The following is a 10,689-nucleotide window of genomic DNA, read 5'->3' as shown; positions in this document are numbered from 1 at the left end:
GTCAGTAAAGTATACGAAACAACGTAATGTGGGTTATAGACCTGAACACGGTCGAACAGTCCGAAAATCGGTAGCACGCGACGGAGATACTACTACGTCACTCATCAGCCGGTTCTAGCGGGACTCGTTCCACCTCGATATCCTCGTAGTCCTTTTCCGATGAGAGCACGTTCAGCGACCGTGTTTCTGCAGTCGCGGCGTGGAACGCATCGAACGCCGTCATTCCCTCGTCGTAGTAGTTGACGGCCTTCAGAACGATTTGTCGCTCTTCCTCGTTTCGGACAGGAACGAGTTCGAGTAGATTGGCCACGAGTGGGACGTACTTGAACTCGTACCGTTCTCGAGCGAGAAGGAGTTCGAGATAGGAGAATGTCGACGTTTCGACATCGTACTCGTCGAGTGCTTCTTCTGCTGATTGCTGCAACCAGTCCGAGTCTTTGGCGAGCGCAAGCAAAAAGTCGGTTTCGACGTAGACCGTCATCTATCCTCCCCTTTCTCACGGGCCTCAGCTTTCCCTTCTGCTTCGATGTCCGCGCGAATATCGTCGACGGACGCGTCACGTAACTCGCCTGCCGCTTCGCGGACTGCAGCGAGCGGGTCATCCGCGACCGGAACGAGTTCAATTCTGTCCTCGTACGTGACGATGTGATACTTCTCGCCGTATTTTTCTCGTACGTCTTTGGGGATGTACAGCCTCCCTTGCCCGTCCGTTTCTGCTGACATAGATATGGCTATGGTGCCATAAACAAAGAATCTTACCACTGGTAGGGATTTGGTGGTACAGTATCGGTGTTTCTCGTGAGAATCGGTTCGTCGTTGAGAAGCGCAGTCGCAGCGATAATACAGTCCTCTCGCTCAATCCGTTCACCGTCGTTGATTAGCTCACCGGAGAGTTTTCCGGCTTTTCGCATCATGGTCTGATCGGCACTCACGACGTGCTTCGTTTCCAGTATCTCGAGAATTCGTTCTCGGGCACTGTCTAGTTCTGCACCTCTTCGACGGGAGTTCGACCGTTTAGCGCCTGATTCGGTCGATCGCGGCCTATAGCCACTTGTTCTCGCCGTCGACCTCGATCTGTTTCTCAAACCTTCATCTAGACAGTACCTTCGGAACAATAGGTGACCTACATCACGCAACTTATCCCTTTCAAGTAACTATCAGAGATATACTCCATCCCATTCTGTTCGTGGTTCGGATCGGCTGGTGCCGAAAGTGTATAGAGGAAATCGCTGACGTTTCGTCATCAGCTTCTCGGGTAGATCAGAAATCCGGAGTGCAAACTGAATCAGGCGGAAGATTCGGCCAATAATAGTGGTTATTACAACCACTTTTACATCAGCTAACGTACCGCTTCGAGAAAGGACGTGGAGATGTGTCGGATTCCAGTCACTGTTGCGTATCGACCGTCGAAGAGCTATCAGCAGCGTATGAGTACAAAACACTTCACTCCGTTTCAAGATCTGGCCGCGCTCTCACAGAAGTATGGATTGGCGTTCGTGATGGTCGCCAGCTACTTCGGTTCCGGATCGGTATTCATCGCTAGCCAGGCAGGCATCATGCACGGGTACACGCTGCTATGGGCCGTCCTCGGAGCAGCGTTCCTCGGGTTTATTGCTCAGGACATGAGCGCTCGGCTGGGCATCCACGGCGAGTCACTGATGGTGTTCACTCGCGAGAAACTGGGCCGGCCATTGGCCACGATGATCGCCGTTTTTCTGTCGATCGGTTGCATCGCCTGGACACTCGGACTGGTCGCTGCGGTCGGTGCCGGTATTTCGTTCCTTCTCGGTGGGGCCGTGCCGTGGCAGCCTATCGCCGTACTCACGACCTTCGCCGCGATCGGCGTCGGACTGCTACGCTACGACACCGTCGAGAACATGATGATTGGAATGATGTTCGCGCTGATGGCCGTCTACGTGATCGTCGCCCTACCAAGCGGTGCTGACCCAAGCAGTGTCACGACCGGATTCGTACCGGATACCGATACGCTGGGTGCATTAGCAATGGCAGCAGGCTTGCTCGGAACGACCGCGCTATGGCCGAACTTCTTTCTGGAGTCGATTCTCGTCCATACCAAGGGCTGGACCGACGAGAGCGACCTCCCAGAGGTTCGAACGGACCTGGCGATCGGCTATGCCGTCGGCGGGATTACGACGATCGCGATTCTGATCGCCGCAGCTGCGTTGCTGCGCCCGATGGGCTTTACCGAACTCGAGTCGTTCATTACGCCTGGCGAAGCGATGGTTGAGGTGCTCGGGACCTGGGCAATGGTGTTGTTTGTCGGCGGCGTGATCGCCGCGGCGTTCAACAGCATTATTCCGATTATGTGGACGCCGGCTTACATTATTCCACAGGCTGCAGGGTATACAGTTCAGAAGGGTGATCGGCTGTTCAACGTGCTGTTCGCGGCACTGACCGGGATCGGCGTGTTCTCACCACTGGTGAGTTGGTGGCTGGATCTGTCGGTCGTCGATATGGTCATCCTGTTTCCGATGTACAACGGAATCTTTGCGCTGCCGATCGCGGCTACGCTGCTGTTCTGGGCGGTTAATGATCGTGATACGATGGGTGAGTATTGTAACACCGGTGCACTAAACGCCGTCAATGCATTGCTCGTACTACTCGCAGTCATTCTGGCGGTTCTATCGATCCAGGACTTCACTGAACTTATCACTGGTGGTGGGTTCTGACCGTCCACCAGCTCGTGCTACTCATATTACCGGCCAGAACTATTCAGCGATCGGTCGCACGACTGCGGCCATCCCCGGGTGACGGCCGCAAATTCGCGGCCGACGGGCCACTGACCGCTGTCCGACAGTATTATAGTACCAACTGAAACGATGTACACACCGATCGGTGCGCTCCCGACGATCGGGTGTGCAGTGACGTCCAGTAGCTACGATAGTGAATCGACGACTCCGTTGGCGGTGACTTTAGGGTTCGGACGCTGAAACTCGAACACGATTGACGATGTACGACGCGATTTTGATCCCGACTGACGGCCGGCCGAACACTGAACGTGCGATCGAAGAGGCGATCGAACTCGCGAGTGTCCACGATGCAACGCTTCACGCGCTGTACGTCATCAACTCCGCCGAAATCGCTCCAGGACTTGATTTCGACGATCTCGAGCCAATCGGCACCGAGGCAGTCGAATACGTCGAGTCCCAGGCCCAAGCGGCAGGGGTCAACGACGTACGGACCTCTGTTACACATGGGCTTCGCCACCAGTCGATCCTCGATTACGCCGACAGTCACGACATCGACCTGATCGTGATGGGACGTCACCGCGGTCTCGATCGCTTTTTCCGAAAGAGCGTCTCCGATCAGGTCTCAGAGGAGGCGTCGACGTCCGTTCTCGTCGTCGAGTGATGGGTACGTGATGGAGCGACGTCAGTTGGTTCGTTCGACCGATGAGAGTGATACTCACCCGTGGCGTGCTTACGGTTCGGGTCGTGGAACCACGATGACGGGCAATGACGCATCCACTAGCCGGTCACGTATCGTCGAACACAGGCCGCTCGATGTGTCACCCGTCCCGCCGTGGGACGAAATCAGAATCTCGTCGGCGTCGACCGCCGTCGCCGCCTCGAGTAACACCGCGGCCGGTTCGTCGTCGGTCTCTCGGAGTTCGGTCTCGACGGTGCCGACGGTCGCCAACCTGATGGGGGCGACGTTGAGCGCCTCTTGTGCGTCTCGACGGGCAGTCCCGTTCTCGTCGTTCGTCACGGCAACGACCGTAACGGTGTCGTCGCTCGTCGCTCGATCGTCGAGGTAGTCACAGATCGCCGCTGTCGTGTGTACGGACGTGGTGCCGACGAGGTAGTGCATACCGACGTCCTCGAGCGGCGGCCACAAGAGCCTATGGGACAGTCCTTTCGAGGAGGTTTCGACGAGTTCGCCGCTCGTCGCGGTCGCTACGTTCGTCGTTCACGTCGGGTGTCCGACCGATCCGTTCGGTCCGAGTGAGTTTTCCGACTCAGAAAACGCACTCGTGGCACTATTAGGGGACAGCCGAAAGCAACGACTGGGGTTACACAGCCAAGTTGGGTGGCACAGCGCTTCCGAATCCGATCACTCCCATCATCCACTCGCGGACGCCGCCCCGTTCCGACGACGACTGTCCCTGCCCCCACAGTCGTCTGAGACCCCGCCGCCGCTCCCCGTGGCGCTGCTTCGGCCCTGGGGGTACAGTCGCCCCGTGTCTTCTTCGGCGTGACTGCCTCGTACGGTCCCTGTGCTGCTCGAGTCGTCCGTCTCAGTGCTGGCCGTACAGCGAGTACATGATCGCGACCAGTCCGAGGAGTCGGCTGACGTTTTCGAAAAACACCGTCACGACCTGATCCAGGCTGAACATCGTCGTGACGGTGAGGTTGATCAGGAAGGGACACAGTGTAAGCAAGAGCAAACCGGCGGCGAGATAGAGCATCGAGAGGGCGTCGTTGCGTCGATAGCCGCGATAGGCCTGATACGCGATGAGTGTCCCCATCAGCGCGACCAGGAAGAGACTCGCGACGGTCAACAGTTCGAACAAGGGCGCCTCGTCGATGCGAACGACGTCCTGGCTCATCGTATCCCCTCCCACAGTCGGGTGAACTTGTCGGCGACGTCCTCCTCGCGATACGTCAACTCGAGTTCGAACGATCCCTCCTCTAGGGAGAGTTCGAGTCGGTCGAGGTTCGCACTGTAGACGCTGTAGTGGTTGCCGTCGGGTGCAAGCTCCGTCTCCTCGGTGACGAGGTGACACTCCTCGAGTCGGTCGAGTCGACGATAGATCGTAGGCAGGGACGCATCACACCGTTCACTCAGGGTACTGGCGGACATGGATTCGACGCTTGTATGGGTGAGGATTTCGCGTGCGTACTCGTCGTCGAGTACGGCGAGCACCGTCGAGAGGTCGGTATCCTCACTCACTGCTACCTGTTCGTTCCCGTATTAGTATGAAAAGCCGTCCGGTTTTTCTGACCGAGAAAACTCGCGTCCGACTGCCGTCTGGTTGTTTACTGTGACTGCCGTTTCGATCCTCGAAAGACGGCAGACAGTACGACGGGTGCTCGGCTCGGGACCTTCAAAAGATATACCGACATATGATTTATCTCGAGACTAGAGAAACGACGATCCCGACTCAGGCGGATGAGACACCATCCGGCAGCGGATCAGACGGTCTCGAGCCAGTGGAACGTCCGATCTAGCAGCCGATCCTCGGCGTCCCTCGAGAACCGGTGGCCCTCCCCGGCGAACGTCTCGAGGAGGACGTCGGTCTCGAGGTTCGATGCCGCCTCGAAGCTAAAATCGACGGGAACGGAGTCGTCCGTGTCGCCGTGGAAGATCGCTACTGGAACCGACAGCGACGCCTCGACGTCGGCGAATGGGTAGGCATCGAAATCGTCGAAAAACCGCTGATCGATCCGATCGCCAGTATCGAACCGGCACTCGCCTTCGTCCGCGACGATCGATCGGTACTCGTCGAACGCGTCGTTGTACGTTACGGGCGCTCGCGTGACGACCGCCTCGACCCGCTCGTCACGGACTGCGGTATGAAACGCGACTTTTCCGCCGAAACTCGAGCCAAAGAGGGCCAGCGACGGTGGATCGAAGTGATCGACGACGGCCTGCAGATCCGCGAGTTTGTCGCTCAACGTCTGCTCGACGAACTGTCCGTCGGACTCACCACAGCCGCGAAAGTCGAATCGAACGGCGTTGTACCCGCGCTCGACGGCCCGCCGACAGCGGTGTTCGTAGCTTCCGGTCTTGTCGCTCAGGAAGCCATGACAGAACGCGATCCAGTCGTCGCTGGGCGCCTCGTGGTGGACGGCGACGACGGACTCGTCGTCGGCGACCGACACTCGAACGTCCGTTTCGGTCATCGCCGTCATCGACGGCGCCCGTGTCCGTAGGCGTTGCTATCCGTTCGACTGGACACGCCGTCGGTACAGCCGGCTCGGAATCCGTCTCCTCGGGACCGAGTAGAAATAAAAACGGGTGCGGTAAGTTCATTCTCCCTGGGCTGGTAGCCGTCGGATATGACTCGAACGACGTACAGATGCACCTGCGGCGCGCTCCTCGAGTACAAACAGGACTTAGAAAAGGAGTCGGGAGTCGCGGCGCCGACCTGGAAGTGTACGGACTGTGGAACCCCCGTCCCGAGTCAGATCGCCGAGAAGGTGCGCCACCAACATCCGTCCTGACCCATTCGGCGACAGCACAACGATCGATATCCCCGAAGCGCCGGCCCGTCGCCCGTCGGTACGGCATCGCAAGCACGGCCGATATGGACGGCACTGAACTATCCTGGAGTACGACGATGGATCTCTCCCGTAGACGGACGCTCGAACTGTCCGGACTCGGCGCAGTCGGATCGACTGCACTGCTTGCCGGCTGTGGCGACGACGAGCCTGAAGACGACGCAGACGGGGAAGAGAACGATCAACCCAATCATCCCGACGAGGTCGGCGAAGACGGGGACGCGGATGCCGAAGAAACGGAGGAACCGACCGGATACGCGCCGGAAGCAAACGAGACGGAAGAAGCCCACGAAGACCACGAAGACCACGAAGGCGAGTAATCCGATCGAGTGCCGATCTAGTTTCTCGGGCCACGCTCGAGCGTCCGCCGCCGGCGTCGGGCGTATCGCCACTGTGTGTAGACGTAGTATAGCAGTGAGAGAACGGCGAACGCGCCGAATGCGAGCGTCGTAACCAGCAACGCGATCAACGGCTCGGAGATCGTCTCGAGAGGTCGTTGGGTGAACTGTCGAGCCGCCTGCTGCTGGTCGCCGGCGGGACCGACGACGAAGACGTAGCTCGCGAGTATCAGGCTGCTGATCGCCCAGAGCGAAAGCGACGCGACCGAGAGTAGCCAGCCGCGTCTGACCGTGGCGTCAGTCACAGCCATTGCCCTTCTGAGCCAGCGACTCCGTGTCAGTAGCGGTGCGGTCGCTGTCGATTTTCGACTCGATCGAATTTCGGTCGAGCGATATCGTCGGTATCGTCACGGCGTCGGTACTCGAGAGCGTCGCCCGTAGTGTATAGTTCTGTATCTGAATCTGTCCAGTGACTTACGACGTGGTCTTGAATCGTCGATACCGTCACTCGCTGTCGAACACCTTCGTATTGTCTTCTGCCAACTCGCCTGCGTCGATATGTGAGTACATCTGGCTGGTCGTCTGCGGATCGGCGTGGCGAAGCGTCCGCTGGGCCTGCTCGTGGCCGACGTTTCGATACAGGAACTCACCGACACCGCGACGGGCACCGTGAAGCGTCAGATACTCGCCGTCCTCGCCGTCGAGACCCGGAACGTCCACGACCGCGCTCAGTCGTTTCATGAGCGAGCGTGCCCCTTCGGTCGTGATCGACGGCGGTTGTACGCCGGCCTCGAGCGCGACCGTCCAGTAGTGGCGGTCGGCCGTCCGTCGGTCACGCTCCTCGTCGCCGAGTTCGGTCGCGATGCGCCTCGAGAGCGTCGGAACGTGCATCGACGGGAACACCGGCCACTCCTCGCTCGGTGGCTCGTAGGCGTCACGCCACCGCTCGAGTGGGCCGACGACCTGGTCGGGGAACTGCGCGGCTTCGCGGTCCTGATTCTTCCCGCGGATCCACGCGATCCCCTCGTCGAAATCGACGTCTGCCCACTGGAGTCCGGTTCGGCGCGGATCGTTCGGATCCCTCAGCACTTCTCCGCCACGAACTCCGGAGTAGGCGATCGTCGCGACGAGTGCACGGTCACGCAGTCGTTTGTGGAGGATCGGCGTCGGAGCGATCGGCGCTCGATCGGCGCTCTCGACGCGGTTGTGAACCCAGTCCACGACCGCTTTCCGCTGCTCGGGCTGCCAGTACTGGCGGTCGTACTCGCCACTCGAGGGGCGATCGGGGAGGCTTTCGCGGGCCGCTGCTTTGTCGGCCGGGTTCTCCGGGAGGTAATCCCACGTGACGGCCCACGAGAGAAACGCCGAGACGTAGTCGTAGTAGGTCCACGCAGTCGTTGCAGAGATACCGCCCTCGACGGTGTCGGAATTGCCGGCTTCGATCCGCCGCGCGAGGTGGCCCGCGTACTTGCTCATCGTCTGTTTCGAAACCGACTCGAGTTCGGTCACGCCCGTTTGCTCGCAGAACTCGATCCACGAACCGACGACTCGCTCGAAGTTCGTCCGGTAGTTCGGCGATGTCCCGCGCTTTGATGCGAGACACTCCGCGAGAGCGTCCTCGAGTGGCGTTCCCCGCTTACTGGATTCCATCGCTTGCGATGACTGTACGGCGTTTCGAACAATAAAGCCACTTGTGATTACTCGTCTAATCCAAAGTGGATTATCTATTCGGCCGTTCTGTTTGCTTGCGGCCCCGTTGGGCGCTACAGAGCGTGAATCGCAATTCCCGCTGCATGTATAAATCTTATATAGCTATATCGAACTGAGCTCGTCCCCAGAGAGTTCGTGCACAAGTGCGGGATTTCAAATTCTACAAACCACCCACGGACGATAGTAGTCACTGAACGCCAGTGAGTACCCGATCGCATAGCGGTCGTGCGATCGGTGTACAAACAGTTCCAGTTGTTACTATAGTTGACGCTCAGTCGTGCCAGCGACAATCTCGTCATCACTCCCATGACTTATAAATGAATTGGTATATAGTTACTACTAAAATATATCTTCATGTATATAATTATGTAATGCTAAATAGAAAGTCAGGAAAAGAGAAAGATCAAAGTCAAAATACCACCCGACGACGGGTTCTGCGAACCGCAGCAACAACGGGGGCAGTGACGAGCGTCGCGGCTGCTACATTTGCGACCCCAGTTGCGGCTAATGCTGAGCCGAGGTTCGAAAATGGACGCGCTCAGCCAGTCTTCGCTGACGACGAAGTAATTCGGGAAGATTACTGGGTCGAGACGTCATTAGATTCGGATGGGACGGGCGAACCAGACCGTGTTCATGTTGAAATCGCACGGCCTGCATCAACCGAAACCAGCGACCTACGGCTCCCGGTCGTGATGGAGCCTAGCCCATACTATGGGGAATATCAAGCAGCGTGGGGCTATCCGCCGAGCGAAGAGTTATATGTCCCGGATAAACCGGGCCGCGATCTCGACGAAAGCGCAGAAGCGCGTTCACGGAAAGTCTACGAGGATTATTCCGACTTAGCCGAATTCACCGGTCGAGAGGGTCCAAATATTGGGCCAGGACCTTTCGAAGAGCAGTTGCTACAACGTGGGTTCATCTGGGCGTACCCTGCTTCAATCGGTACCGAGCAGTCCACCGGCTGTCCTGACGTCGGTGGAGAGAACGAAATTGAAGGAATCAAAACGGTTGTTGACTGGCTGAACGGGCGGGCGGACGCGTACGATCGTCGCGAAGGCGGTCAAAAGGTCACCGCAGATTGGACAACTGGAAAATGCGCTGCTATGGGAGTCTCATACAATGGGACACTCGCTAATGGCGTTGCGACGACAGGTGTTAGCGGTCTCGAAGCGATCGTCCCGATAGTATCGATTTCGAACTGGTACGACTACTACCGGGCAAATGGCCACGTCGCGTCGAGAATGGATATGGGTGGACTTTTCGACTTCATCATGAGTCGAGAAAACGGCCATGTCTGTGACACAGCACGGGAACGAGTTGAGGAAGGCCAAGACCGAACCACTGGAAATTACAACGACTGGTGGCACGAACGGAATTACTTACCAGACGTCGAGAATATCGACTGTGGTGTGTTTGTCTGCCACGGTATTTATGACTTTAATGTCGAAACATCGAACACATCCAAACTCGTAAACGAGCTTAGAGAGCATAATAAGCCATACCGCGTATGGCTTCACCAAGGAGGTCATCACGTTCCGATCCAGCGAGAGGCCTGGTTTGACCTCCTCAATCGTTGGTACACCTACTGGCTCTTTAATGTCGATAACGGTGTTATGGACGAGCCACCAGTTACGATCGAGCGCGAGGATGGCTCACTGACAGCCGAACCTGATTGGCCCCATCCTGAAACTGAACACGTCGATGTCAATTTTACACCTGGTGGCCAAACCCAAGGCGGACTCGTCCTCGAGAAATCCAACGGTCAGCCCGTCGAAGAGAGTTTTGTCGATAACCCGGATATTCATATCAATAGCCACGCCAATGCTGACGAATCCGAACACCGACTCGTCTATACGACCGATCCACTCGAAGAGGACATCCGCGTTAGTGGAAGCGTCTTCCCAGATCTAACACTTTCATTTGACGAACCAGCTGCGAACGTCACAGCACTACTGGTCGAATACGACGAAACTGGTGGGGCCGATATCGTCAACCGAGGCTGGATGAACCCACAAAACTGAAAATCGGTCAGCGAGACGTTCGCCCTGAATTCACCAGGCAGACCGTACCATGTCGGCTTCAATCTTCAGGCGACCGATCGGGTCTTTGAAGCTGGTAATCGACCCGGGATCACATTCTTATTGACTGACTCTGGCCACGGAATGTTCCAGCCACCTGAAATTCGAGTCGAGATTACAGTTAATCTCAACGATAGCTCGGTGCGGATTCCAGTTGTTGGTGGTGAGGAACGCCTAGCATCGGCACTTCCTAAGCAATCGTCAAAGTCAGGATCGAATAGCGGACAGCTGTAAGCACTGGCGCTTACAGACGGTTAAGGCGAATGCCACGGAGTCGTCCGGAAATCGGAGATTTCCGTGGTCACGAGAATCTTCGAT

The 10,689-nt window shown here is 57.4% G+C and carries 14 protein-coding genes; 5 read left to right on the top strand and 9 right to left on the bottom strand.

Annotated features, from left to right (window positions below; translation table 11 throughout):
* Positions 1-97: 97 nt before the first annotated feature.
* From RBH26_RS16930 to RBH26_RS16920, 3 genes are read right to left on the bottom strand one after another with little or no spacing between them, the layout of a single operon-like run.
* The gene (locus RBH26_RS16930) at positions 98-481 is read right to left on the bottom strand and encodes a PIN domain-containing protein (RefSeq protein ID WP_306759563.1); all 384 of its coding nucleotides are present in this window, start codon (positions 479-481) and stop codon (positions 98-100) included.
* Complete coding sequence (locus tag RBH26_RS16925; protein WP_306759562.1) at positions 478-723, bottom strand: AbrB/MazE/SpoVT family DNA-binding domain-containing protein; 246 nt, start codon at positions 721-723, stop codon at positions 478-480. Before RBH26_RS16925 ends, RBH26_RS16930 begins: the two co-directional genes overlap by 4 nt.
* 32 nt (positions 724-755) lie before the next feature.
* Positions 756-932 (bottom strand): hypothetical protein, encoded by a 177-nt coding sequence (locus tag RBH26_RS16920; RefSeq protein ID WP_306759561.1) that lies wholly within the window; start codon positions 930-932, stop codon positions 756-758.
* 495 nt (positions 933-1,427) lie between these two features.
* Here RBH26_RS16920 and RBH26_RS16915 point away from each other — a divergent pair, with 495 nt between their 5' ends.
* Together RBH26_RS16915 and RBH26_RS16910 are read left to right on the top strand one after the other, a co-directional pair.
* Positions 1,428-2,690, top strand: a complete 1,263-nt coding sequence (locus RBH26_RS16915) for an Nramp family divalent metal transporter (protein WP_306759565.1) — start codon at positions 1,428-1,430, stop codon at positions 2,688-2,690.
* A 280-nt stretch (positions 2,691-2,970) separates the two neighbouring features.
* On the top strand, positions 2,971-3,372 hold the full coding sequence (locus RBH26_RS16910; protein WP_306759560.1) for a universal stress protein: 402 nt from the start codon (positions 2,971-2,973) through the stop codon (positions 3,370-3,372).
* Between the two features lie 69 nt (positions 3,373-3,441).
* Here RBH26_RS16910 and RBH26_RS16905 read toward each other — a convergent pair whose 3' ends face one another.
* The 4 genes from RBH26_RS16905 to RBH26_RS16890 form a co-directional block, all read right to left on the bottom strand.
* Positions 3,442-3,831, bottom strand: a complete 390-nt coding sequence (locus RBH26_RS16905) for a universal stress protein (protein WP_306759559.1) — start codon at positions 3,829-3,831, stop codon at positions 3,442-3,444.
* Positions 3,832-4,258: 427 nt separating this feature from the next.
* The gene (locus RBH26_RS16900) at positions 4,259-4,570 is read right to left on the bottom strand and encodes a hypothetical protein (protein ID WP_306759558.1); all 312 of its coding nucleotides are present in this window, start codon (positions 4,568-4,570) and stop codon (positions 4,259-4,261) included.
* Entirely contained in the window at positions 4,567-4,914 is a 348-nt protein-coding gene (locus RBH26_RS16895) for a winged helix-turn-helix domain-containing protein (RefSeq protein ID WP_306759557.1), read from the bottom strand. Before RBH26_RS16895 ends, RBH26_RS16900 begins: the two co-directional genes overlap by 4 nt.
* A 242-nt stretch (positions 4,915-5,156) precedes the next feature.
* A complete protein-coding gene (locus tag RBH26_RS16890) occupies positions 5,157-5,867 on the bottom strand; it encodes an alpha/beta hydrolase (protein WP_306759556.1) in 711 nt (236 codons plus the stop codon).
* 156 nt (positions 5,868-6,023) lie between these two features.
* Here RBH26_RS16890 and RBH26_RS16885 point away from each other — a divergent pair, with 156 nt between their 5' ends.
* Positions 6,024-6,188, top strand: a complete 165-nt coding sequence (locus tag RBH26_RS16885; protein ID WP_306759555.1) for a hypothetical protein — start codon at positions 6,024-6,026, stop codon at positions 6,186-6,188.
* Positions 6,189-6,304: 116 nt separating this feature from the next.
* The gene (locus tag RBH26_RS16880) at positions 6,305-6,565 is read left to right on the top strand and encodes a hypothetical protein (protein ID WP_306759554.1); all 261 of its coding nucleotides are present in this window, start codon (positions 6,305-6,307) and stop codon (positions 6,563-6,565) included.
* A 17-nt stretch (positions 6,566-6,582) separates the two neighbouring features.
* Here the strand turns inward: RBH26_RS16880 and RBH26_RS16875 are convergent, their stop codons facing one another.
* Positions 6,583-6,894, bottom strand: a complete 312-nt coding sequence (locus RBH26_RS16875; protein WP_306759553.1) for a hypothetical protein — start codon at positions 6,892-6,894, stop codon at positions 6,583-6,585.
* Positions 6,895-7,087: 193 nt separating this feature from the next.
* Positions 7,088-8,233 carry a site-specific integrase gene (locus tag RBH26_RS16870; RefSeq protein WP_306759552.1) on the bottom strand — a complete coding sequence of 382 codons (1,146 nt, stop codon included), beginning with the start codon at positions 8,231-8,233 and terminating at the stop codon, positions 7,088-7,090.
* A 377-nt stretch (positions 8,234-8,610) separates the two neighbouring features.
* On the opposite strand from RBH26_RS16870, the gene RBH26_RS16865 reads away from it, so the two are divergent.
* Complete coding sequence (locus RBH26_RS16865; protein ID WP_306759551.1) at positions 8,611-10,314, top strand: CocE/NonD family hydrolase; 1,704 nt, start codon at positions 8,611-8,613, stop codon at positions 10,312-10,314.
* Positions 10,315-10,689 lie beyond the last annotated feature (375 nt).

Origin of the sequence: Natronolimnohabitans sp. A-GB9, assembly GCF_030848565.1 — an archaeon.
Classification (GTDB): domain Archaea; phylum Halobacteriota; class Halobacteria; order Halobacteriales; family Natrialbaceae; genus Natronolimnohabitans.
Note: the sequence above shows the minus strand (reverse complement) of the source record. Positions and strands in the feature narration are given on the sequence as shown.

Coding starts and splice junctions, on each gene's coding strand:
- RBH26_RS16905 (WP_306759559.1), bottom strand. CDS start 3,831: ATGCACTACCTCGTCGGCACCACGTCCGTACACACGACAGCGGCGATC.
- RBH26_RS16875 (WP_306759553.1), bottom strand. CDS start 6,894: ATGGCTGTGACTGACGCCACGGTCAGACGCGGCTGGCTACTCTCGGTC.
- RBH26_RS16885 (WP_306759555.1), top strand. CDS start 6,024: ATGACTCGAACGACGTACAGATGCACCTGCGGCGCGCTCCTCGAGTAC.
- RBH26_RS16915 (WP_306759565.1), top strand. CDS start 1,428: ATGAGTACAAAACACTTCACTCCGTTTCAAGATCTGGCCGCGCTCTCA.
- RBH26_RS16900 (WP_306759558.1), bottom strand. CDS start 4,570: ATGAGCCAGGACGTCGTTCGCATCGACGAGGCGCCCTTGTTCGAACTG.
- RBH26_RS16910 (WP_306759560.1), top strand. CDS start 2,971: ATGTACGACGCGATTTTGATCCCGACTGACGGCCGGCCGAACACTGAA.
- RBH26_RS16930 (WP_306759563.1), bottom strand. CDS start 481: ATGACGGTCTACGTCGAAACCGACTTTTTGCTTGCGCTCGCCAAAGAC.
- RBH26_RS16890 (WP_306759556.1), bottom strand. CDS start 5,867: ATGACCGAAACGGACGTTCGAGTGTCGGTCGCCGACGACGAGTCCGTC.
- RBH26_RS16880 (WP_306759554.1), top strand. CDS start 6,305: ATGGATCTCTCCCGTAGACGGACGCTCGAACTGTCCGGACTCGGCGCA.
- RBH26_RS16870 (WP_306759552.1), bottom strand. CDS start 8,233: ATGGAATCCAGTAAGCGGGGAACGCCACTCGAGGACGCTCTCGCGGAG.
- RBH26_RS16865 (WP_306759551.1), top strand. CDS start 8,611: ATGAATTGGTATATAGTTACTACTAAAATATATCTTCATGTATATAAT.
- RBH26_RS16925 (WP_306759562.1), bottom strand. CDS start 723: ATGTCAGCAGAAACGGACGGGCAAGGGAGGCTGTACATCCCCAAAGAC.